The sequence below is a fragment of the Streptomyces sp. NPDC048671 genome (genome assembly GCF_055587045.1).
Genome location: NZ_JBVJHB010000012.1, coordinates 214520 through 238111, shown reverse-complemented (window position 1 = coordinate 238111; position 23592 = coordinate 214520). Strand labels below are relative to the sequence as shown.

18 protein-coding genes are annotated in these 23592 nt (G+C 70.1%); 15 read left to right on the top strand and 3 right to left on the bottom strand.

Features of this window, described 5'->3' with window-relative positions; genetic code table 11:
• Positions 1-43 precede the first annotated feature (43 nt).
• The 3 genes from ACZ6S6_RS25155 (at position 44) to ACZ6S6_RS25145 (ending at position 3833) form a co-directional block, all read left to right on the top strand.
• Positions 44-931, top strand: coding sequence for a FadR/GntR family transcriptional regulator (locus ACZ6S6_RS25155; protein WP_362965777.1), 888 nt, complete (start codon positions 44-46; stop codon positions 929-931).
• A gap of 321 nt (positions 932-1252) precedes the next feature.
• Entirely contained in the window at positions 1253-2800 is a 1548-nt protein-coding gene (locus ACZ6S6_RS25150) for an RNA polymerase sigma factor (RefSeq protein ID WP_362965771.1), read from the top strand.
• A gap of 202 nt (positions 2801-3002) precedes the next feature.
• Positions 3003-3833 carry a S1 family peptidase gene (locus ACZ6S6_RS25145; RefSeq protein WP_362965773.1) on the top strand — a complete coding sequence of 277 codons (831 nt, stop codon included), beginning with the start codon at positions 3003-3005 and terminating at the stop codon, positions 3831-3833.
• Positions 3834-3937: 104 nt separating this feature from the next.
• On the opposite strand, the gene ACZ6S6_RS25140 is transcribed toward ACZ6S6_RS25145, so the two are convergent.
• Positions 3938-4171 (bottom strand): DUF7455 domain-containing protein, encoded by a 234-nt coding sequence (locus ACZ6S6_RS25140; RefSeq protein ID WP_024489001.1) that lies wholly within the window; start codon positions 4169-4171, stop codon positions 3938-3940.
• Between the two features lie 439 nt (positions 4172-4610).
• On the opposite strand from ACZ6S6_RS25140, the gene ACZ6S6_RS25135 reads away from it, so the two are divergent.
• The 7 genes from ACZ6S6_RS25135 to ACZ6S6_RS25105 all read left to right on the top strand — a co-directional run bounded on the left by ACZ6S6_RS25135 (position 4611) and on the right by ACZ6S6_RS25105 (position 12744).
• Positions 4611-6731: a DNA gyrase/topoisomerase IV subunit B gene (locus ACZ6S6_RS25135; RefSeq protein ID WP_469706997.1), complete on the top strand. Its 2121-nt coding sequence runs from the start codon at positions 4611-4613 to the stop codon at positions 6729-6731.
• A 157-nt stretch (positions 6732-6888) separates the two neighbouring features.
• The gene (locus tag ACZ6S6_RS25130) at positions 6889-7407 is read left to right on the top strand and encodes a DUF1453 domain-containing protein (RefSeq protein WP_362967164.1); all 519 of its coding nucleotides are present in this window, start codon (positions 6889-6891) and stop codon (positions 7405-7407) included.
• On the top strand, positions 7404-8567 hold the full coding sequence (locus ACZ6S6_RS25125) for a sensor histidine kinase (RefSeq protein WP_469706996.1): 1164 nt from the start codon (positions 7404-7406) through the stop codon (positions 8565-8567). The genes ACZ6S6_RS25130 and ACZ6S6_RS25125 overlap by 4 nt, the downstream gene beginning before the upstream one ends.
• On the top strand, positions 8564-9241 hold the full coding sequence (locus ACZ6S6_RS25120; RefSeq protein WP_362967168.1) for a response regulator transcription factor: 678 nt from the start codon (positions 8564-8566) through the stop codon (positions 9239-9241). Before ACZ6S6_RS25125 ends, ACZ6S6_RS25120 begins: the two co-directional genes overlap by 4 nt.
• 131 nt (positions 9242-9372) lie before the next feature.
• On the top strand, positions 9373-9816 hold the full coding sequence (locus tag ACZ6S6_RS25115; RefSeq protein ID WP_469707030.1) for a DUF485 domain-containing protein: 444 nt from the start codon (positions 9373-9375) through the stop codon (positions 9814-9816).
• Entirely contained in the window at positions 9813-11405 is a 1593-nt protein-coding gene (locus tag ACZ6S6_RS25110; RefSeq protein ID WP_362967170.1) for a solute symporter family protein, read from the top strand. The genes ACZ6S6_RS25115 and ACZ6S6_RS25110 overlap by 4 nt, the downstream gene beginning before the upstream one ends.
• A gap of 319 nt (positions 11406-11724) precedes the next feature.
• Complete coding sequence (locus tag ACZ6S6_RS25105; RefSeq protein ID WP_362967172.1) at positions 11725-12744, top strand: LacI family DNA-binding transcriptional regulator; 1020 nt, start codon at positions 11725-11727, stop codon at positions 12742-12744.
• Between the two features lie 29 nt (positions 12745-12773).
• Here the strand turns inward: ACZ6S6_RS25105 and ACZ6S6_RS25100 are convergent, their stop codons facing one another.
• Positions 12774-14096 carry a citrate/2-methylcitrate synthase gene (locus ACZ6S6_RS25100; RefSeq protein ID WP_469706995.1) on the bottom strand — a complete coding sequence of 441 codons (1323 nt, stop codon included), beginning with the start codon at positions 14094-14096 and terminating at the stop codon, positions 12774-12776.
• Between the two features lie 112 nt (positions 14097-14208).
• Here ACZ6S6_RS25100 and ACZ6S6_RS25095 point away from each other — a divergent pair, with 112 nt between their 5' ends.
• A complete protein-coding gene (locus ACZ6S6_RS25095) occupies positions 14209-15369 on the top strand; it encodes a citrate synthase/methylcitrate synthase (protein WP_469706994.1) in 1161 nt (386 codons plus the stop codon).
• 20 nt (positions 15370-15389) lie between these two features.
• Positions 15390-16502 carry a CobW family GTP-binding protein gene (locus ACZ6S6_RS25090; protein WP_469706993.1) on the top strand — a complete coding sequence of 371 codons (1113 nt, stop codon included), beginning with the start codon at positions 15390-15392 and terminating at the stop codon, positions 16500-16502.
• A 35-nt stretch (positions 16503-16537) separates the two neighbouring features.
• Here the strand turns inward: ACZ6S6_RS25090 and ACZ6S6_RS25085 are convergent, their stop codons facing one another.
• Complete coding sequence (locus tag ACZ6S6_RS25085; protein WP_362967180.1) at positions 16538-18988, bottom strand: DNA gyrase/topoisomerase IV subunit A; 2451 nt, start codon at positions 18986-18988, stop codon at positions 16538-16540.
• A 245-nt stretch (positions 18989-19233) separates the two neighbouring features.
• On the opposite strand from ACZ6S6_RS25085, the gene ACZ6S6_RS25080 reads away from it, so the two are divergent.
• From ACZ6S6_RS25080 to ACZ6S6_RS25070, 3 genes are all read left to right on the top strand, one after another.
• Positions 19234-20616, top strand: coding sequence for a M16 family metallopeptidase (locus tag ACZ6S6_RS25080; RefSeq protein WP_469706992.1), 1383 nt, complete (start codon positions 19234-19236; stop codon positions 20614-20616).
• 26 nt (positions 20617-20642) lie between these two features.
• The gene (locus tag ACZ6S6_RS25075) at positions 20643-22025 is read left to right on the top strand and encodes a M16 family metallopeptidase (RefSeq protein ID WP_469707029.1); all 1383 of its coding nucleotides are present in this window, start codon (positions 20643-20645) and stop codon (positions 22023-22025) included.
• Between the two features lie 565 nt (positions 22026-22590).
• On the top strand, positions 22591-23427 hold the full coding sequence (locus ACZ6S6_RS25070) for a M23 family metallopeptidase (protein WP_469706991.1): 837 nt from the start codon (positions 22591-22593) through the stop codon (positions 23425-23427).
• Positions 23428-23592 lie beyond the last annotated feature (165 nt).

Genomic DNA, 23592 nt, shown 5'->3' with positions numbered 1-23592 from the left:
CAAAGACCTCAAGGGGCGGCTGAGCCGCGCCGACAAAGGATGCGTGAGTACCCTTGCGCACACCATGATGACCGCCGCCCGCGCTGCCGACTCCGGCCTCGCCGGCTCGGGCGAACTCGACCGTTACCCCTATGCGGAGGCGTCGGCCGGCGAGCGTGCCGCCACTCGTTCCTGGGGCGGTCCCGACAATGAGCTCGGCAGGGTGGGCCGACGGGGATCGGCCAGCCGTGGCCGAGGCCTGCACGGCCAACTTGTCCAGCAGCTCGGACAGATGATCGTTTCCGGGGACCTGGGTGCTGACCGCCCCCTGGTGCCGGAGGAGATCGGCCAGCGTTTCGAGGTCTCGCGCACCGTCGTGCGGGAGTCGCTGCGCGTGCTGGAGGCGAAGGGGCTGGTCAGCGCCCGGCCCAATGTGGGTACCCGGGTCAGGCCCGTCAGTGACTGGAATCTGCTCGATCCCGACATCATCGAATGGCGCGCCTTCGGCCCGCAGCGCGATGACCAGCGTCGCGAGCTGAGTGAGCTCCGGTGGACGATCGAGCCGCTCGCCGCCAGCCTTGCCGCGGGCCACGGCCGGGAGGATCTTCAGCAGCGCCTCGCCGACATGGTCGAGATCATGGGGCACGCGCTCGGACAGGGTGACGTGATCACCTGCGCTCGGGCCGACGCGGAGTTTCACGCCCTGCTCATCCAGGCCGCGGGCAACCGCATGCTGGAGCACCTCTCCGGCATCGTCTCCGCCGCCCTGCATGTCTCGGGTGGTCCGGTAACCGGTTGTGACCGCCCCAATGAGGCATCGCTCGGCCACCACGCGCGGATCGTCGACGCCCTCGCGTCCGGCGACTCCGCGGGCGCCGAAGCGGCCATGCGCCAGCTGCTCGCGATCCCTCTAGAGGTGGAGCGGGTGGTGCCGGCGCCGCGCGAGCACTGAGCGCGGCACGGGCAGGGCGTACGAGCCAGGTGTCGCCGGACCCTCGTGGTCCGGCGGCACAATTGTGGGGGGATGTTGCCCCTGGTCGCGTTCGTCGGAAATGGGGTGTGACTCGGGCCACGCGGATTGGGCGTAACACTCCTCGAAACAGCGCGATGACTTAAGAGGTGACCGCCGCGGAAGGAATACAGCAGCCAGTCAGTGCGCTGTGCAGTTCTGAGGCATAGCCCGCGCCGTCGGCACACTCCCAGCCGACGGTCGTCGGTTCAGCCCTCTCAGGGCCGGGCCGGAAGCCGTTTCCATCGTTCCGAGAGGTTGTTCGTGTCGGCCAGCACATCCCGTACGCTCCCGCCGGAGATCGCCGAGTCCGAATCTGTGATGGCGCTCATCGAGCGGGGAAAGGCTGATGGGCAGATCGCCGGCGATGACGTGCGTCGGGCCTTCGAGGCTGACCAGATTCCGCCAACCCAGTGGAAGAACGTTCTGCGCAGCCTCAACCAGATCCTCGAGGAAGAGGGTGTGACGCTGATGGTCAGTGCCGCGGAGCCGTCCAAGCGCGCCCGCAAGAGTGTCGCAGCGAAGAGCCCGGTCAAGCGCACCGCCACCAAGACTGTCGCGGCCAAGACGACCGTGACGCGTACCGTCGCGGCCACCGCCGCCCCGTCGGCCGAGACCGTGGACGTGGTGGCCGATGACGCCACCGCGGCCGCCCCTGCGAAGAAGGCGGCAGCCAAGAAGACGGCTGCCAAGAAGACCGCCGTGAAGAAGACGGCGGCCAAGAAGACTGCGACGAAGAAGGCCGGCAAGCAGGACGACGAAGCCCTCGACGGCGACGACGCTGCCGAGGAAGTCAAGGCCGCCAAGGGTGAGGAAGAGGAGGGCGAGGGCGAGAACAAGGGCTTCGTCCTCTCCGACGACGACGAGGACGACGCACCTGCGCAGCAGGTCGCCGTCGCCGGCGCCACGGCCGACCCGGTCAAGGACTACCTGAAGCAGATCGGCAAGGTCCCGCTCCTCAACGCCGAGCAGGAGGTCGAGCTCGCCAAGCGCATCGAGGCGGGCCTGTTCGCCGAGGACAAGCTGGCGAACTCCGACAAGCTCGCGCCGAAGCTCAAGCGCGAGCTGGAGATCATCGCCGAGGACGGCCGCCGCGCCAAGAACCACCTGCTGGAGGCGAACCTCCGTCTCGTGGTCTCGCTGGCCAAGCGGTACACCGGCCGCGGCATGCTCTTCCTGGACCTGATCCAGGAGGGCAACCTCGGTCTGATCCGCGCGGTCGAGAAGTTCGACTACACCAAGGGCTACAAGTTCTCCACGTACGCCACCTGGTGGATCCGTCAGGCGATCACCCGCGCCATGGCGGACCAGGCCCGCACCATCCGTATCCCGGTGCACATGGTCGAGGTCATCAACAAGCTCGCGCGGGTGCAGCGCCAGATGCTCCAGGACCTGGGCCGCGAGCCCACCCCGGAGGAGCTGGCCAAGGAACTCGACATGACCCCCGAGAAGGTCATCGAGGTCCAGAAGTACGGCCGCGAGCCGATCTCCCTGCACACCCCGCTGGGTGAGGACGGGGACAGCGAGTTCGGTGACCTGATCGAGGACTCCGAGGCGGTCGTCCCGGCCGACGCGGTCAGCTTCACGCTCCTCCAGGAGCAGCTGCACTCGGTGCTCGACACCCTCTCCGAGCGTGAGGCCGGCGTGGTCTCCATGCGCTTCGGTCTCACCGACGGACAGCCGAAGACGCTGGACGAGATCGGCAAGGTCTACGGCGTGACGCGTGAGCGCATCCGTCAGATCGAGTCCAAGACCATGTCGAAGCTGCGTCACCCGTCGCGTTCGCAGGTGCTGCGCGACTACCTCGACTAGGGAGTGTTTTAGAAGTAGCGTCGGCCGCCCGGACCACGCGAGACAGACGGGACTTCTAAACACGACCTAGGTCGCAGGAGTACACGGAACGAGGGCCCGCGTCCCACTGGGGATGCGGGCCCTCGGTCTGTGCTGGGGTGCGGATCGGCGTCGGTGGAATGACTCTGGGTAGGCATGGTCCATCACAGAGTCAGGAGTACGTATGTCCCGTACCGTCGTCCGCACCGTGACCCGGGCGCTCGCCCTCGCTGCCGCCGCGGCCGTGATACCGCTCGGATTCCCCGCCCCGGCCGTCGCGGACAGCATCGTCATCGGGGGGCAGCCCGCTCACGTCAAGGACAGCCCGTGGGTGGTGGCGCTCTCCAGCCGTGACCGGTTCGGAGACGCCCGCGCCGGCCAGTTCTGCGGCGCCGTGGCGGTGGGGCCGAAGAAAGTGCTGACGGCCGCGCACTGCCTCAGCAGGGAGGCGCTCGGTGTCGATGTCGGCCAGGTGCGCGATCTGCGGATCATCTCCGGCCGGGACGAGCTGAACGGTTCCGGCGGCAAGGAGATCGCGGTGAGCGGGACCTGGGTCAACCCCGGGTTCGACACCACCACCAACAGCGGCGACGTCGCGGTGCTGACCCTCGCCGAGGCGTTGCCGCAGCAGAGCGTGATCCCGATGGCCGAAGCCGGTGACGCCGGGTACCAGTCGGGTACTCCCGCTGTCGTCTACGGGTGGGGGGACATCACCGGTAACGGCGACTACGCGTCGTCACTCCGGTCCGCGAAAGTGAGCATTCTGCCGGACAGCTCGTGCGAGCAGGCCTACCCGGGCGGCAGGAACGGCACGTACGAGGCCTCTGCGATGCTCTGCGCGGGCGAACCGCAGGGCGGGTACGACGCATGCCAGGGCGACAGTGGAGGGCCTCTGGTGGCCCATGGGCGCCTTGTCGGGCTGGTGTCCTGGGGGAGCGGCTGCGGTCGGGCCGGGAGCCCCGGGGTCTATACGCGGATTTCCGCCGCCATCGGGTGGATGGCCGACGCCGGCTGACCGATACCGGCTCCGGGTACGAGAACGGGCGGCTCCCTCTTGCGGAGGGGGCCGCCCGTCGGTCGGTCCGGGACCGGACCCTGGCTCGTCGTGGATGCGAGGTGTCAGTGTTGTTCCTCTTCGGCGGCTTGGGCCTGCACGGCCGTCAGTCGGTCCGTCTCATCCTGTATTTCCGCGGCGATCTTCTTGAGTTCCGGCTCGAACTTGCGACCGTGGTGGGCGCAGAAGAGCAGTTCACCGCCACTGATCAGGACGACGCGCAGGTATGCCTGGGCGCCGCAACGGTCACAGCGGTCTGCTGCGGTCAGCGGGCTCGCGGGGGTCAGAACAGTAGTCACGTCGCCTCTTCTCTAGCTCGACGAGCTGTCGTACCAGGGTCAACATCCAACCAGGCCGAAAACGTTCCCGCTCGTGGCTTTTCTTCGAAACTTCTTCTCAAGATGGTTGTCTGTTGCCGGTTCGCGGCGAATGTGCCGTATTGCGTGGCGCTACGGTTTCGCGTTGCTTGTCTTGGTCGGTCCGTCCGACCGGCTGGCTTGCCGGCTTGTTCATGAGGACGTGCCCGGAGCCTAAATGGTTCATGCGTGGAAGGGAACGTGATGTGCACGTCACTCCAACAAGGGATCGAACGTGTATGCGAGGCTGGACTAGTGTGAGCGTTCTCCCGAGGGTGGCGTTACACCCGCTCTACCAGGCCTCGGTACCCTCTCAGCGGCAACCGAAGCCGAGCCCGTTACCCACTGGGCCCCAAATGAAATTCAGCGAGGAGCGAACCGCGTGACCGCCGATACGTCCGTGCCGTCCACTGCGCTGCTGACCGGAGCAGACCGAGACGGTTCCAACTACACCGCGCGGCATCTGCTCGTACTCGAGGGGCTCGAAGCGGTTCGCAAGCGCCCCGGGATGTACATCGGGTCCACCGACAGCCGCGGCCTCTTGCACTGCCTCTGGGAGATCATCGACAACTCCGTCGACGAGGCTCTCGGTGGTTACTGCGATCACATCGAGGTCATCCTCCACGACGACAACTCCGTCGAGGTCCGCGACAACGGCCGGGGCATCCCCGTCGACGTGGAACCCAAGACGGGTCTGTCCGGCGTCGAGGTCGTGATGACCAAGCTCCATGCCGGAGGCAAGTTCGGCGGCGGCTCGTACGCCGCCTCCGGCGGTCTCCACGGCGTGGGCGCCTCCGTGGTCAACGCACTCTCCGCCCGGCTCGACGTGGAGGTCGACCGCAACGGCGTGACCCACGCGATCAGTTTCCGGCGCGGGGTTCCGGGCATGTTCACCGAGCAGGGACCGGACAGCCCCTTCGACCCGGCCAACGGGCTCCTCAAGGGCAAGCGGGTCCCGAAGTCGCGTACCGGTACCAGGGTCCGGTACTGGGCCGACCGGCAGATCTTCCTCAAGGACGCCAAGCTCAATCTGGACACGCTCTACCAGCGGGCCCGCCAGACGGCCTTCCTCGTTCCCGGCCTCACCATCGTCGTGCGCGACGAGCGGGGCCTGAACGGCGAGGGCAAGACCGAGGAGACCTTCCGCTTCGACGGCGGGATCAGCGAATTCTGCGAGTACCTCGCGCAGGACAAGGCCGTCTGCGACGTCATGCGCCTGACCGGTCAGGGCACCTTCAAGGAGACCGTGCCCGTACTCGACGAGCGCGGGCACATGACGGCGACCGAGGTCACCCGGGAACTGGTCGTCGACATCGCCATGCGCTGGGGCACCGGGTACGACACCAACCTGAAGTCCTTCGTCAACATCATCGCCACCCCCAAGGGCGGCACCCATGTGTCCGGGTTCGAACGCTCCGTGACCAAGACGATCAACGAGGTGCTCCGCTCCGCGAAGCTGCTGCGCGTCGCCGAGGACGACATCGTCAAGGACGACGCGCTGGAGGGCCTCACCGCGGTCGTCACCGTACGGCTGGCGGAGCCGCAGTTCGAGGGGCAGACCAAGGAGGTGCTCGGCACCTCCGCGGCCAACCGGATCGTCGCCAACGTCGTGGCCAAGGAGCTCAAGGCACACCTGACCTCGACCAAGCGGGACGCGAAGGCCCAGGCCAGGGCCGTCCTGGAGAAGGCGGTGGCCGCCGCCCGTACCCGGATCGCGGCCCGCCAGCACAAGGACGCGCAGCGCCGCAAGACGGCTCTGGAGTCCTCCTCGCTGCCCGCGAAGCTCGCCGACTGCCGCAGCGACGACGTGGAGCGCAGCGAGCTGTTCATCGTGGAGGGCGACTCCGCGCTCGGGACCGCCAAACTGGCCCGGAACAGTGAGTTCCAGGCCCTGCTGCCGATCCGCGGCAAGATCCTCAACGTTCAGAAGGCATCCGTCTCCGACATGCTGAAGAACGCCGAGTGCGGCGCGATCATCCAGGTCATAGGAGCGGGGTCCGGGCGGACCTTCGACATCGACGCGGCCCGCTACGGCAAGATCGTCCTGCTGGTGGACGCCGATGTGGACGGCGCCCACATCCGGATCCTGCTGCTGACGCTCTTCCAGCGGTACATGCGGCCCATGGTCGAGGCGGGGCGGGTCTTCGCCGCGGTGCCCCCGCTGCACCGGATCGAGCTCGTCCAGCCGAAGAAGGGCCAGGACAAGTACATCTACACGTACTCGGACAACGAGCTGCGCCAGCGGCTGCTGGAGCTCCAGCGCAAGAACGTCCGGTACAAGGACTCGATCCAGCGCTACAAGGGGCTGGGCGAGATGGACGCCGACCAGCTGGCCGAGACCACGATGGACCCGCGCTTCCGCACCCTGCGGCGGATCAACATCGGCGATCTGGAATCGTCCGAGCAGGTCTTCGATCTGCTGATGGGCAACGAAGTGGCGCCCCGCAAGGAATTCATCACCAGCTCGGCCGCCACGCTGGACCGCTCGCGCATCGACGTCTGAGTTCGCGGCCGTCCGGCCCGTGCGGCACCGGAGCCGTCGTCTCCACCCCTGGGTGGAGACGACGGCTCCACCCACGATCCACCCCTGAGCCGATCCCCTGACCTGGCCGTTTCCGTAGCGTCGGAGTCGTAGAACTTCCCGCTATTCGGAGGCCTCCATGTCCGGGCTCGTCAATGTCCTGGTGATCGTCGCGGTCATCGCTTTTGTAGTGGTCCGCCAGTGCTCGGCCCAGCAGATCTCCGGCGACCGGCGCTGGTGGGTGCTGCCGGGCGTCCTGCTCGTCATGGCGCTGCGCGAGCCCGGACTCGTGGACCGGCACCACGAGACACTCTCCGTCGTCGTCCTGGGCGCCGAGCTGGTCGTGGGGCTGGTCACGGGCGCCGCCTGGGGATGGACGGCCCGGCTCTGGCGCGCGCAGGACGGCTCCCTCTGGAGCAAGGGGACCAAGGCCACTGCTTACGTCTGGACCGGAGGTCTGGTGCTGAGGGCGGCCCTCTACGGGGTGGCCGCGGCGCTGGGCGTGCATCAGGGGAGCCCCGCCCTGATGATGGCTCTCGCCGTGACACTGCTGGTGCGCAGCGGGGTGCTGGTCCGGCGGGCCGCGGAGATACCGGCGCCGTACGGTGTTCCTGCTGACCGCGCGCCGTTCCGGCAGGCATGGAAGGACCGTGTGTGACACCCGCTTCATGGACGAGCTGGCCATCGCGGGAGGCTCTCTCGCGGGACACGAGCACCCGCTCACGGATCGTCATCGCATGGTCCGTACGGGCCGGGCTGCTCACCCTGATGCTCTGGGGAACCTTCACGGGCGGGCTGTTCGAGCCCTGGGAGATCGCGGTCGGCCTGCTCGGGGTGCTCGGCTGCGCGGTGCTCGCGGTGGCCTTCTTCCGGGCCACTCTGGAGAACCGCCTGTGGGTGTCCCTCGGCGCGCTCGCCCTGCTGATGCTGGCGGCGTTCGGGGCCCAGCAGGACGGGGCCACCGTGCCGGCGGTGGTGCTCTGGTGCGGCTGCGCGGTCACGGCTCTGGAGCGGCTGCCGCTGGTGGCGGGAGTCCCGTCCACGGCGGTGGCGCTCGGCGCGTACGCCGTCGTGAACACCGACGACTGGCCGGCCACGGCCATGACCACGGCGGGGCTCTGTCTCGCGGGCTACGTGCTGCGCCTGGACGCCGAGGCCCGCGGCAGCGCGCGGCGGCTTCTCGCGCAGGAGCGGGCCGCGCGGGTGGCGGAGGCCGAGACGGCCGCTCTGGACGAGCGGTCCAGGATCGCCCGGGAGATCCACGATGTGCTCGCCCACAGTCTCTCCGCGCAGTTGGTGCATCTGGAGGCGGCGCGGCTGCTCATCGAGCGGGAGCCTGCGGGTCAGTTCCGGGACCAGGTCCTTCAGCGGGTGGTCGCGGCCCGCTCCATGGCCCGTGAGGGGCTTGCGGAGACCCGCCAGGCGCTCTCCGCCCTGCGCGGCGAGGTATCGCCGGTGGAGGACTTCCTGCGCCAGCTGGTGGCGGCCGAGCCGGCCGAGGTCAGGGTGGAGGGCGAGCGCCGGACGCTGACCGCCGAGGCCTCGCAGACGGTCCGGCGCGTCGCACAGGAGGCGCTGACCAATGTGCGCAAGCACGCGCCGGGGGCCAGGGTGATCGTCCGGCTGGAGTACCTGCCGGACGGGATCGCCCTGGAGGTCAGCGATTCGGGTGGGAGAAGTCCCGGGGGCGACCTCGCTGTCAGTGGCTCCGGATACGGTCTGCTGGGAATGAGGGAGCGCGCCGAACTGCTGGGCGGCACGCTGGAGGCCGGTCCCGGCGAGGAGGGGTTCGTGGTGAATCTGAGGGTGCCCGCGTGACCGCGCGGGTGGTGGTGGCCGATGACCAGTCGGTGGTGCGCGAGGGAATCGTCATGCTGCTGAGCCTGCTTCCCGGGATCGAGGTGGTCGGATCGGCGAAGGACGGGGAAGAGGCCGTTGCCCTGGTGGCCGAGCATGCGCCGGACGTGGTCCTGATGGACCTGCGGATGCCCCGCTGCGACGGGGTGGAGGCAACGCGCCGTATCCGCGAGGACTTTCCCGCCACCCAGGTCGTGGTGCTCACGACCTTCGCCGAGGACGACTCGCTCTTCCCCGCACTCCGGGCCGGGGCCCGCGGCTATCTCACCAAGGACGCCGGGGGCGACGAGATCGTGCGGGCCATCGAGGCGGTGCTCTCGGGCGAGGCCGGGCTCTCGCCCGCCGTGCAGCGCCGGCTGCTGGAACAGGTCACCACGGGGCCGCTGCCACTGGCCGGGGGCGGTGAGCCGGAGCTGCCCGACGGGATGACCCCCCGCGAGGTGGAGGTGCTCGTCCTGATCGCCGACGGGATGTCCAACGCGGAGATCGCCCGCGGCCTGCATATCTCGCAGGCCACCGTGAAGAGCCACATCAACAACCTGTTCGCCAAGGCGGGGCTCCGCGACCGGGCCCAGGCGGTCCGCTATGCGTACGTTCGAGGACTCGCACAGCCACCCGGTACGTCCTTCACCTGAAGAGGTGAAGTCTCGCGAATGAAGTGCCCGAGATCTTCCCGATCTGCCCATTCTTGGGTACGCGGCCGAAGTGGTCCGTGGACAAGGGGAGTTGTTCGGTGGAGAAGGAAGCAGGGCGCGAGTCCGCAACGATGAGACTCGACGACCCGTGGTACGACGCGCTGGCCTCCGGATGGGGGGAACTGGACGGTACGGGAAGCTTCGCGCCCGCCGGGACGTCCGATTCCGTTGCGCCGCAGCGCGGCCACAGCGCGGCGGACATCTATCTGGAGGTGCAGCGCAGCGACGCCTTCCAGGAGGTGCGGCGCCGGTACCGGCGCTTCATCGTCCCCGCCACCCTCGCCTTCCTCGTCTGGTACCTCGCCTATGTGGTCATGGCGGTCACCGCGCCCGGCCTGATGGCGAGACCGGTGGCCGGGGCGGTCAACGTCGCCATGGTCGCGGGGCTCGGGCAGTTCCTCACGACGTTCCTGCTCACCGGTGCGTACGCACGGCACGCGCGGCTGCGCAGGGACCGGGCGGCGCTCGATCTGCGCTGGGAGACACAGGAGATGACACGGGGGCTGGGGCGTTGAGCGGGAATCACCAGACCCTGGCGCTCCTGCTGTTCAGCGTCTTCATCGCCGTGACACTCGGCATCACCACCTGGGTGAGCCGCAACCGGCACGGTTCGGCCGAGGAGTTCTACGCCGGCGGCCGGCTGTTCTCGCCCATGGAGAACGGTTTCGCCATCGCGGGCGACTACATGTCGGCCGCGTCCTTCCTCGGCATCTCCGGTCTGATCGCCCTCTTCGGATACGACGGCATGCTCTACTCCGTCGGCTTCCTGGTCGCCTGGCTCGTCGTGCTGCTGCTCGTCGCGGAACTCGTCCGCAACTGCGGCCGGTTCACCCTCGCCGATGTGGTCGCGGCGCGAATGGCGGAGCGCCCGGTCCGGATCGCGGCGGGGACGTCATCGGTCACGGTCTCCGTGCTCTACCTGGTGGCGCAGATGGTCGGCGCGGGCAGCCTGGTGGCCCTGCTCCTCGGCGGAACGAGCGGCGCCGCGCGGTCCTGGACCGTCATCGGCGTCGGTGCGCTCATGGTGATCTACGTGTCGCTCGGCGGCATGCGCGCCACCACCTGGATCCAGATCGTGAAGGCCGTCCTGCTGATGGCGGGCACGATCGTCCTCACCGTGCTCGTCCTGGTCCACTTCCACGGCAATGTCAACGAGCTGCTCAACTCCGCGGCCGACCGCAGTGGGTACGGCAAGAAGTTCCTCTCGCCCGGCCTGCGGTACGGCGGCACCTGGACGGCACGCGTCGACTTCATCAGTCTCGGACTGGCCCTGGTGCTCGGCACGGCCGGACTGCCGCACATCCTGTCGCGCTTCTACACCGTGCCGACCGCCCGCGCGGCCCGCCGGTCGGTCGTCTGGTCCATCGGCCTCATCGGCAGCTTCTACCTGATGACGATCGTGCTCGGATTCGGGGCGGCGGCGCTGGTCGGCTCGGCGGACGTCCGGGCGTCGAATCCCGCCGGGAACACGGCCGTTCCGCTGCTGGCCCTGGTGCTCGGCGGCGGTGAGGGCTCCACCGGGGGAACGATTCTGTTCGCCGTGGTCGCCGCCGTGGCCTTCGCGACCATCCTTGCCGTCGTCGCCGGGATTACCCTCGCCTCGTCCGCGTCCGTCGCCCACGACCTCTACGCGTCGCTCCGCCGTCCGGGTTCCAAGCAGCGCAGCGAGGTCGCCGTGGCCCGGGTCGCCGCAGCGGGGATCGGGGTGGCCGCCATCGGGCTGGGGCTGCTCGCCCAGGACCTGAACGTGGCGTTCCTGGTGGGCCTGGCCTTCGCCGTCGCGGCGTCGGCGAACCTGCCGGTGCTGCTCTACTCGCTGTTCTGGCGGAACTTCACCACGCGCGGGGCGGTCTGGTCGGTCTACGGAGGGCTGATTCCCGCCGTGCTGCTCGTCCTGTTCTCCCCGGTGGTCTCCGGCAGTGCCACCTCGCTCTTCCCCGGCGTGGACTTCCAGCTCTTCCCGCTGGAGAACCCCGGCCTGGTCTCCATCCCGCTGGGCTTCCTGGCCGGCTGGATCGGCACCGTTACCTCGCAGGAGCCGCCGGACGCGGCCAAGCACGCGGAGACCGAGGTCCGCGCGCTGACCGGAGCCGGCGCCGTCTGACGGGCGACGGCGTGCCCTCAGGTGCGGGGGAGGCCGGTGCCCCAGGCACAGCGATGCTCCGGAGGCCTCCCGCTCGGCCGAGGGGTGCCGGAAACAGGCCGGTGGCGAGTACGGTGACGCCGGTGGCTGTGGCCGCCCGCATCAGCAGTACCTGCGAGAAGACCCGCCGGGGCCGGCCGAGCCGACGCGGCTTCCTGGCGGTGGGCGATGGGGCGCACATCGTGGAGACGGCGCAGAGGGCATGCCGCTGCTTTCTGAAAATCGTATAGTTTCCAGCCCCACGCAATCCGCTTGCGTTTCTTGCGCTAATCTTGCACGCATGACGCGACGACTTGCTCAGGTGGCACAGAAGGTTGGAGTCAGCGAGGCCACGGTCAGCCGGGTGCTCAACGGCAAGCCAGGGGTCTCCGACGCCACGCGGCAGGCCGTTCTGTCCGCGCTGGACGTCCTGGGGTACGAGCGGCCGACCCAGCTGCGCGGCGAACGGGCCCGGCTGGTCGGCCTGGTCCTGCCCGAGCTGCAGAACCCGATCTTCCCCGCCTTCGCCGAGGTGGTCGGAGGCGCGCTGGCGCAGCAGGGGCTGACGCCCGTCCTGTGCACCCAGACCAAGGGCGGCGTCTCCGAGGCGGACTACGTCGAGCTGCTCCTCCAGCAGCAGGTCTCGGGCGTCGTCTTCGCCGGTGGCCTCTATGCCCAGGCCGACGCCCCGCACGACCACTACAAGGTGCTCGCCGACCGTAAGATCCCCGTCGTCCTGATCAACGCGGCCATCGCCCATCTCGGCTTCCCGGCCGTCTCCTGCGACGATTCCGTCGCCGTCGAGCAGGCCTGGCGCCATCTGGTCTCACTGGGCCACGAGCGCATCGGCCTGGTGCTCGGCCCCTCGGACCACATGCCCTCGCTGCGCAAGCTGGCCGCCGCCCGGGTGCTCGCCGAGGAGTCCGGCAGGGTCATCCCCGACGCGTGGGTGACCAGGGCGATGTTCTCGCTCGAGGGCGGGCAGGCGGCCGCCATGCGGCTGCTGGACGAAGGGGTCACCGGGTTCATCTGCGCCAGCGACCCGCTGGCCCTGGGCGTGGTGCGCGCGGCACGCCGCCGCGGCCTCTCGGTCCCCGCGGACGTCTCCGTCGTCGGGTACGACGACTCGGCGTTCATGAACTGCACCGAGCCGCCGCTGACCACGGTCCGCCAGCCGATCGAGGCCATGGGGCGGGCGGCCGTCGAGCTGCTCTCCGTACAGATCGGAGGGCGTGCCGTGCCCTCCGACGAGCTGCTCTTCGAGCCTGAGCTGGTGGTGCGCGGCTCCACGGCCCAGCCCCCGCGCAACGCTTCCCGCTGACCGTCGCTAATTTGCGCCGGGCGAACCGTCTATTGCGACGGGGCCCCGATGGCGTCGGGCAGCGGTCGAGGCGGCCGCGGCCCGGTGTACTGGCCGATGGGGCGCATCCGCAGCGGGCGCTCCCCGTACTCCTCCAGGGCATGGGCGATCCACCCCGCCGTACGGGAGATCGCGAACACGGTCTCACCCGCCTCCGCCGCCATGCCCGAGGAGACGGACAGCACCGCGAGCGCCAGATCGACATTCGCGTGCAGCGGGGCGTGGCGCGCGGTCGTGGTGACCACATCGCGGGCCGCGGCCAGCGCCGGCGCTGCCCGCGGGACCTCCGCGAGCAGCGCGAACAGCGTCGTGGCCCGTGGGTCCTCGCCGGTGTAGAGCCGGTGGCCCAGCCCCGGCACCCGGCGCCCGGTGCGGAGATGGTCCGCGACCACCGGGGCCGCGCCGCCCCGCTCCAGGGCCTCGGCCAGCATCCGGTGCGCCAGTCCGCTGGCCGCGCCGTGCAGCGGCCCCTCCAGCACCCCCAGCCCCGCCGACACCACCGCGTACGGGTGGGCCCGAGCGGAGGCCGCGACCCGGGCCGCCAGGGTGGAGGCGGCCAGATCGTGGTCGATCAGCAGTCCCAGAGCGGTGTCCAGCACGGCGAGTGACGCCTCGTCGGCCGGGAGCGCGGTGAGTTTCGGCCACAGTTGACGCGCCAGACCGGTGTCGGGGGACGCGACCGCGCCGCCGTCCCCGGCCCCGTTCGCGCCGCCGCCCCTGCCCCCGCCCACCGTCGGCAGTGCGGCCACCAGGGTCGGGATCAGGCTCCGGGCGCCCCCCAGCACCGCCTCCCGCGACAGGTCGAAACGAAGCGGATCGGCGGCCGCCGCGGCGACGACCGCCACCCGCAACCGGTCCGTCGAACCGCAGTGCGCCGGCAGTGCGCCGACCGTCCGGCGGGCCGCGGCCAGCGCTTCGGAAGGCGCAGTGAAGCGCGTGCCCGTCCGCAGCTCACCGGTCCAGAGCCACTCGGCGACCTCCTCGTAGCCATGGCGCCGGGCCAGCTCCGTGGCGTCCACGCCCCGGTAGTAGTAGCGGTCGCCCTCGATGAGCGTGATGCCGGTCCGGAAGGCGAGCTCACCGGCGGGGGAAGCGGGCTCCCTGCGTCCCGTACGCCGGGCCAGGGCGTCGACCTCCGCCGCGTCGAACGTGCTGCCCCGCCCGCCGGGCGCGCGGTTGCTGCTCAGCTGGCCCCGGCTCACGTACGCGTACACCGTCTCGGGCTTCACGCCGAGGCGCTCGGCCGTCTCCCGGGTGGTGAGCCGATGCGCCGTGAGCCCCGAACTGTCGCCCGCACCTGCTTGATCCATCATGCTGTTCACCGTATCCATATTGATTCAATCAACATTGACAGATCTAAAGTCAAGCATGGACAGTCGAATCAATGTAAAGAGTCGCAACACCGGAATGTCCATGGAGGAAGCAATGACGACCATGACCGGCTCAGCCCCGCTCGACGTCCCCCGAGGCCTCGCGGGTGTCGTCGTCACCGACACGGCCCTCGGTGATGTCCGCGGCCGCGAGGGCTTCTACCACTACCGGCAGTACTCGGCGGTCGAGCTGGCGCAGACCCGCGGCTTCGAGGACGTCTGGTACCTGATGACCGAGGGCGAGCTGCCCGGTCCGGCCGCCCGCGCCGACTTCGCGGCCCGCACCGCCGCACTGCGCCGGCTGCCCGCGGAGGTACGTGACGCCCTGCCCGCCATAGCCCGAGCCGGCGCCGTCTCCGGTCCGCTCGCGGGGCTGCGCACGGCGCTCTCGCTGCTCGGCGCATCGGCGGGCTTCCGCCCGGTGTACGACATCGACGCGGACCGGCGCCGCGCCGACGCGCTGACCGCCTGCGCCGCGGTCCCCACCGTGCTCACCGCCCTGCACCGGCTCGGCCAGGGCCTCGAACCGGTGGAGCCGCGCGACGACCTGCCGTACGCGGCCAACTACCTCTACATGCTCACCGGTTCCGTGCCGGACGCCGCCCGGGTCAGGGCCGTCGAGCAGTATCTGATCTCCACCGTCGACCACGGCTTCAACGCCTCGACCTTCACCGGCCGGGTCGTCGCCTCCACCGGCGCGGACGTCGCCGCATGCCTGGTGGCGGCCGTCGGCGCGCTCTCCGGACCGCTGCACGGCGGTGCGCCCAGCCGGGCCCTCGACACCCTGGACGCCATCGGGACCCCCGACCGCATCGACGGATGGATCCGCGAACGGGTGCTCGCCGGTGACCGGATCATGGGCTTCGGACACCCGGTCTACCGCACCGAGGACCCGCGCTCGCGCATGCTGCGCGGCATCGCCCAGAGCTTCGGCGGACCGCTCGTCGACTTCGCCGTCGAGGTGGAACGCCAGGTCGAGGCGATCCTCGCCGAGCTCAAGCCGGGGCGCGAACTGCACACCAACGTGGAGTTCTACGCCGGAGTGGTCATGGAACTGTGCGGGCTGCCGCGCGAGATGTTCACCCCGACGTTCTGCGCGGCGCGAGTGGTCGGCTGGAGCGCCAATATCCTGGAGCAGGCGGAGGACTCCAAGATCATCCGCCCGGCGGCCCGTTATGTCGGCCCGCCTCCGCCGCAGCCGGTCCCGGCCGCCTGACGTCCCCCGAAGGGCCCCCGTTGAACCCGTCGTCCCCGCCCCGCAGCCGGCAGATCCCGGTCATCGTCCTCGCCGGATTCCTGGGATCCGGCAAGACGACGCTGCTCAACCACCTGCTGCTCCATCGCGCGGGAAACCGGATCGGCGTGATCGTCAACGACTTCGGGTCCATCGAGATCGACGCCATGACCGTGTCCGGGCAGGTCGGCTCGACGGTCTCCCTGGGCGGTGGCTGTCTGTGCTGCGCGGTCGACGTGAGCGAGCTGGACGCCTACCTGGAGACCCTCACCCGGCCCGCCGCCCGGCTCGATGTGATCGTCATCGAGGCGAGCGGGCTCGCCGAACCCCAGGAACTCGTACGGATGCTGCTGGCCAGCGACAACCCGCACATCGTGTACGGGGGACTGGTCGAGGTGGTCGACGCCGCCGAGTTCACCGCCACCCGGGTCCGCCACCCGGAGATCGACCGCCATCTCGCCGTCGCCGACCTGGTCGTGCTGAACAAGACGGACCGGGCCGGGGACGCCGGACTGCTCCGCATCCGGGAGGCCGTCGCCGCCACCGGCAGCACGGCGGCCGTCGTCCCCGCCACGTACGGGCGCATTGACCCCGAGCTGCTCTTCGATCCGGCGCTGCGGCCCGACAGCGAGGAGAAGGCCCGGCAGCTGACCTTCGAGGACCTGTACCTGGAGGAGCGGGCGGCGGACGCCGGTGAGGAGCACGGGGACCATCCGCACGCGGCGTACGAGAGCATCGAGTTCACCTCCGACGTGCCCATGAGCCCGCGTCGCCTGATGGGGTTCCTGGACTCCCGGCCGGAAGGCCTCTACCGGATCAAGGGGTTCGTCGACTTCGGCGCGGGGGACGCGGACAACCGCTACGCGCTGCACGCCGTCGGCAGGTTCCTGCGGTTCGCCCCGCAGCCCTGGACCCGCGGCGAACCGCGGCTGACCAGGCTCGTGCTGATCGGCTCCGGCATCGACGCCGGGGCCCTGCGCAAGGAGCTGGCGGACTGCCGGGAGACCGCCCCGGCGCAGGGGGAAACGGCGCCGGACACAGCGCAGGACGCCGCACATGAGCGAAGCATGTGGGGCGTCCTGCGCTACGTGCGGCAGCCCGGCGACGACGCATAGCGCCGACGCACAGCGCCACGTACCGGGCCGGCCGGCTACACCGGGCCGGCGATCACCGCGACCGGGGACTCCAGCGGCGTCCCCGAACCGTCGCGCCGCGGGTCGGGCTCGGGCAGCGTGGCCGGGGTGCCGTTCTTCTGCGCGGCGCGGGCGGGTGTCGGGCCCGCCCAGGCGAACGTCAGGATGTCCTCGCCCTTGAGGAACCGCTGACAGCGCACCCCACCGGTCGCCCGGCCCTTGCGCGGGTACTGGTCGAACGGGGTGTACTTGCACGTCAGCACGGAGTCGTCCAGCGTGCCGTGCGAACCGGCGACCGTGAACACCATGGCGTCCGCGGCCGGATCCACCGCGGCGAAGGAGAGCACCTCCGCGCCCTCCGTGAGCTTGACGCCCGCCATACCGCCGGCCGGACGGCCCTGCGGGCGCACCTGCGCCGCCGGGTAGCGCAGCAACTGCGCGTCCGAGGTGATGAAGACCAGGTCCTCCTCGCCGGTGCGCAGTTCCACCGCGCCGACGACCCGGTCACCGTCCTTGAGGCCGATGACCTCCAGCTCGTCCTTGTTGGCCGGATAGTCCGGCACCACACGCTTCACGACGCCCTGAAGGGTGCCGATCGCCAGCCCCGGAGAGGACTCGTCGAGCGTGGTGAGGCCGATGACCTCCTCGTCCGACTCCAGGGTGAGGAACTCCGCGACCATCGCGCCGCCCGAGAGGTTGGGCGCCGCGTGGGTGTCCGGCAGCTGCGGCAGATCGATCACCGCCAGCCGCAGCAGCCGCCCCGCCGAGGTCACCACGCCGACATCGCCCCGTGCCGTGGCGGGCACGGCCGACACGATCACATCGTGCTTGGCGCGCTTGGCGTCCTCGGCGAAGACGATCGGGTCGCCGTTGGCCGTACGGGCCAGCAGACCGGTCGAGGACAGCAGCACCCGGCACGGGTCGTCCGCGACCTCCAGCGGTACCGCAGCGACCTGCGAACCGGCCGACTCCAGCAGCACCGTACGCCGGTCGGTGCCGAACTTCTTGGCGACCGCGGCCAGTTCCGTGGAGACGAGCTTGCGCAGCTCGTTGTCCGATTCGAGGATCGCGGTCAGCTCGGCGATCTCGGTGTTGAGCCGTTCCTGCTCGCTCTCCAGCTCGACCCGGTCGAACCGGGTGAGCCGGCGCAGCGGGGTGTCCAGGATGTACTGCGTCTGGACCTCGCTCAGCGAGAAGTGCTCGATGAGCCGGTCCTTGGCCTGTGCCGAGTTGTCGCTGGACCGGATGAGCCGGATGACCTCGTCGATGTCGATCAGTGCGACGAGGAGGCCCTCGACCAGGTGCAGCCGGTTGCGGCGCTTGGTCCGGCGGAACTCGCTGCGCCGGCGCACCACCTCGAAGCGGTGGTCGAGATAGACCTCCAGGAGCTCCTTGAGGCCCAGGGTGAGCGGCTGTCCGTCGACCAGCGCCACATTGTTGATGCCGAAGGACTCCTCCATCGGCGTCAGCTTGTAGAGCTGTTCCAGGACGGCCTCCGGCACGAAGCCGTTCTTGACCTCGATGACGAGGCGCAGTCCGTGCGAGCGGTCGGTGAGGTCCTTGACGTCCGCGATGCCCTGGAGCTTCTTCGCCGAGACCAGGTCCTTGATCTTGGCGATCACCTTCTCCGGACCGACGCTGAAGGGCAGTTCGGTGACGACCAGACCCTTGCGGCGTGCCGTGACGTTCTCCACGGCGACGGTGGCGCGGATCTTGAACGAGCCGCGGCCTCCCGCATAGGCGTCCTTGATGCCGCCGAGGCCCACGATCCGGCCACCGGTCGGCAGGTCGGGACCGGGGACGAACCGCATCAGGGTCTCCAGGTCCGCGCCCGGATGCTTGATCAGGTGGCGGGCGGCTGCGATGACCTCGCCCAGGTTGTGCGGCGGCATGTTCGTCGCCATGCCGACGGCGATCCCGGTCGTGCCGTTGACCAGGAGGTTCGGATAGGCGGCCGGCAGGACGACCGGCTCCTGCTCCTGGCCGTCGTAATTCGACTGGAAAGCGACGGTGTCCTCGTCGATCGACTCCGTCATCAACGACGTCGCGTCGGCCATCCGGCACTCGGTGTACCGCATGGCGGCCGGCGGGTCGTCGTTGCCGAGCGAGCCGAAGTTTCCGTGTCCGTCGACGAGGGGGAGCCGCATGGAGAACGGCTGTGCCATCCGCACCAGGGCGTCGTAGATCGACGCGTCCCCGTGCGGGTGCAGCTTACCCATGACCTCGCCGACGACGCGGGCGCACTTCACATAGCCGCGGTCCTGGCGCAGGCCCATCTCGTTCATCTGGTACACGATGCGGCGGTGCACCGGCTTCAAGCCGTCACGGGCGTCCGGCAGGGCCCGTGAGTAGATCACCGAGTACGCGTACTCAAGGAAGGAGCCCTGCATTTCGTCGACGACGTCGATGTCGAGGATCTTCTCCTCGAAGTCGTCCGGCGGCGGGGTCTTCGTGCTGCGGCGGGCCATCGCTGCTGCGACTCCTTCACGGATTCTGTTCGGGCAACCTCAGGTTCTGACGCGGACCATTGTGGACCGCCGCACTGACAACTCCGACCTCGACCCGTCCCAAAGGGGGTTCTCCACCCGTCACGAGGGGTCCGGACGCCGCTTTCCGGTGACGTGCGCGGCACGGGAACTTCGCCAGGCGTCGGTGCGCTTGCTTACAGTGGCAGGTCTCGCATCACTCCAGTATCGCGATCGAAGGGACGTACATGCCCATGGGTCACACGGCCACAGCCCAGGCCGGCTCCGGCGGCTTGACAGCGACCGAGCACCGTCTGGCCAACGGCCTGCGCGTGGTGCTCTCCGAGGACCATCTGACCCCGGTCGCCGCGGTGTGCCTCTGGTACGACGTCGGCTCGCGCCACGAGGTCAAGGGACGCACCGGTCTGGCTCACCTTTTCGAGCACCTGATGTTCCAGGGCTCGGGTCAGGTCAAGGGGAACGGACACTTCGAGCTGGTGCAGGGCGCCGGCGGCTCCCTCAACGGCACCACCAGTTTCGAGCGGACCAACTACTTCGAGACGATGCCCACGCATCAGCTGGAGCTGGCCCTGTGGCTCGAGGCCGACCGGATGGGCTCGCTGCTCGCCGCGCTCGACGAGGAGTCCATGGAGAACCAGCGGGACGTCGTCAAGAACGAGCGGCGCCAGCGCTACGACAACGTCCCGTACGGCACCGCGTTCGAGAAGCTGACCGCCCTCGCCTACCCGGAGGGCCACCCGTACCACCACACCCCGATCGGCTCGATGACCGACCTGGACGCGGCGACGCTCGAGGACGCGCGGACCTTCTTCCGTACGTACTACGCGCCCAACAACGCGGTGCTCTCGGTCGTCGGCGACATCGACCCCGCGCAGACGCTCGCCTGGGTCGAGAAGTACTTCGGCACCATCCCGTCGCACGACGGCAAGCAGCCGCCGCGGGACGGCTCACTGCCCGAGGTCATCGGCGCTGAGCTGCGCGAGGAGGTCCGCGAGGAGGTCCCGGCGCGTGCGCTGATGGCCGCCTACCGGCTGCCGCAGGACGGCACCCGCGAGTGCGACGCCGCGGATCTCGCGCTGACCGTGCTGGGCGGCGGGGAGTCGTCCCGGCTGCACAACCGCCTGGTCCGCCGGGACCGGACGGCTGTCGCGGCCGGATTCGGGCTGCTGCGGCTGGCCGGCGCGCCCTCGCTCGGCTGGCTGGACGTCAAGACGTCCGGCGGCGTCGAGGTGGCGCAGATCGAGTCCGCGGTCGACGAGGAGCTCGCCCGGTTCGCCGAGGAGGGCCCCTCGCCCGAGGAGATGGAGCGCGCCCAGGCACAGTTGGAGCGCGAGTGGCTGGACCGGCTCGGTACGGTCGCGGGCCGGGCGGACGAACTGTGCCGGTTCGCCGTGCTGTTCGGTGACCCGCAGCTCGCCCTGACCGCTGTGCACCGGGTGCTCGACGTCACCGCCGAGCAGGTCCGGGCGGCCGCCAGGGCCCAGCTGCGGCCGGACAACCGGGCGGTGCTGGTCTACGAGCCGGTCGAGTCGGCGGAGCCCGCCGAAGAGGCCGACGCCGACGCCGACGCCGCCAACGACACCGACGCGCACGAAGGAGCGGACAAGTGACCGACGCTGCCGCGACTGGAGTTTCGATGGAGTACCACCCGCAGCCCGCCCCCGGAGCGGCCAGGCCCTGGGCCTTCCCCGCACCCGAGCGCGGCGCCCTGCCCAACGGCCTCACGGTGCTGCGCTGCCACCGCCCCGGCCAGCAGGTCGTCGCCGTCGAGATCTTCCTCGAAGCCCCGCTGGACGCCGAGCCCGAGGGCCTGGACGGGGTGGCCACGATCATGTCGCGCGCCCTGTCCGAGGGCACCGACAAGCACAGCGCCGAGGAGTTCGCCGCCGAGCTGGAGCGGTGCGGCGCCACTCTGGACGCCCACGCCGACCACCCCGGCGTCCGGGTCTCCCTGGAGGTTCCGGCCTCCCGGCTGGCCAAGGCGCTGGGTCTGGTCGCGGAGGCCCTGCGGGCGCCGGCCTTCGCCGACAGCGAGATCGAGCGGCTGGTGAACAACCGGCTCGACGAGATCCCGCACGAGCAGGCGAACCCCGCCCGGCGGGCCGCCAAGCAGCTCTCCAAGGAGCTCTTCCCGGCCACGGCCCGCATGTCGCGCCCGCGCCAGGGCACCGAGAAGACCGTGGAGCGGATCGACTCCGCGGCCGTCCGCGCCTTCTACGACGCCCACGTCCGGCCGTCCACCGCGACCGCCGTGATCGTCGGTGACCTCACCGGCATCGACCTGGACGCCCTGCTCGCCGACACCGTCGGCGACTGGTCGGGCAACACGGCGGAGCCCCGCCCGGTCCCGCCGATCACCGCCGACGACACCGGCCGGGTGGTGATCGTGGACCGCCCCGGAGCGGTGCAGACGCAGCTGCTCCTCGGCCGGATCGGCGCCGACCGGCACGACAGCGTCTGGCCCGCCCAGGTGCTCGGCACGTACTGCCTGGGCGGCACGCTGACCTCCCGCCTGGACCGGGTGCTGCGCGAGGAGAAGGGCTACACCTACGGCGTACGGGCCTTCGCCCAGGTGCTGCGCTCCTCGGCCCGGGACGCCGCCTCGGGGGCGACGGGCGCCGCGATGCTCGCCATCAGCGGCTCGGTGGACACGGAGTCCACCGGTCCGGCGCTGGAGGACCTGTGGAAGGTGCTGCGGACCCTGGCCGCGGAGGGCCTGACGGACGCCGAGCGCGAGACGGCCGTGCAGAACCTCGTGGGCGTCGCACCGCTGAAGTTCGAGACGGCGGCCTCCGTCGCCGCCACCCTCGCGGACCAGGTCGAGCAGCACCTCCCGGACGACTACCAGGCGCACCTGTACGCGCGCCTCGCGGACACCGGCACGGTGGAGGCGACGGCGGCCGTGGTCAACGCCTTCCCGGGGGACCGGCTGGTCACGGTCCTCGTCGGGGACGCCGCGCAGATCGAGGAGCCCGTCAGGGCCCTCGGCATCGGAGAGGTCTCGGTCGTCACCGGCTGACCAGTCAATCCCCGTGATAACGGGACGAAAGGAAGGTCCTGGCGAATCACCCCCCGCCGGGACCTTCCTTTTTCGTCCGGTTTGCGGGAGAGGTTGCCCGTCTGCCCTGTGGGATGCGTTACAAAACCACCTGTCCGTTTGGTGTGGGGAAGTGCCCCCGTTTAGCGTCGGCTCGGCTGTCCGCCACTCGTATGCCGCATCCGTGACGTACCGGGCAGTCATCGCCGAGTCCCCGTCAGGCGCGAGCCCGGGGAGCCGGGGACCCACGCAGTCCCTGGGGTGAATCGGATGCCCATGCCTCAGCGAGGCCGGGGGGTCCGTAGGAGACCTTCCTGCTCCGAACCCGTCAGTCAGGGCCTCTCGTTTGGATCATGCTGGGCTCGCGGGGTCCGGCACCGCACCTCGCGGCGTTGTCGTCGGTCGCCATGACTCCGCCATGACTCCGCCATGGCTCCCTCCTCCGCCTTGCGATGCACGGCACCGGACCCCGCTCCCTGATCCAGCCTGATCCAAACGAAAGACCCTAACCCGGTAGGCGAGAAGGAAGGAAAGGACCAGCCACTTCATGGCGTTCACCCGTGCCACGGGAAAGCACCGTGCCCCGAGCCGTCTGACGCGCTGCGGCGCGAAGGCCGTCGGCATCGCGACCCTGGCCACCACCGGCGTCATCGGCTCGCTGGCCTCCCCGGCCCTCGCCGCGGACACCGAGACCCCCGCCACCGGCGAGACGGGCCTCTCCCAGGTCATCGCCATCGAGGGCGACCTGGCCGACCGGATCGACGCGCAGGCGGACGCGCAGCAGCACCAGGCCGACGCCGCCGCGAAGGCGAAGGCGGAAGCCAAGGCGAAGGCCGAGGCCGAGAAGAAGACTGCCGCCAAGAAGAAGGCCGACGCCAGGGCCAGAGCGGCCGCGGAGGCCGAGGCCGCCGCCAGGGCAAAGGAGGCCCGCGAGAGCGAGGCGCGTGCCGCCCGCTCCGCCGAGCGCGCCCGGCTGGGCACCTTCCAGCTCCCCGTCGCAGGTTCCTACGTGAGCACCGGCTACCAGGCCGGCGGCTCCCTGTGGTCCTCCGGCAGCCACTCCGGCATCGACTTCCACGCCTCGTCCGGCAGCTCCGTCGTCGCCGTCGGCGCCGGCACGGTCGTCGAGGCGGGCTGGGGCGGCGCGTACGGCAACAACATCGTGCTCCGGATGACGGACGGCACGTACACCCAGTACGGCCACCTCTCCTCGATCGGCGTCTCCGTCGGTCAGAGCGTCGGCCAGGGGCAGCGGATCGGCCTCTCCGGCTCCACCGGCAACTCCACCGGACCGCACCTCCACTTCGAGGCCCGGACCACGCCGTCGTACGGCTCCGACACGGACCCGGTCGCCTATCTGCGCGCCCACGGCGTCACCGTCTGACCGACGCGCGAAGCGCATCGGTGAAAGGCTCCGGCAGCCCGCCGGGGCCTTCGTCGTGTCCAGAAGATATTCATGAATTTCCACCCGGCATCGGAAATGCGACCGCATTGCAATAGAGTCACAGGACAGGCGTCGATCGGCCGCGTTCCGCGGGGATTAAGGCGG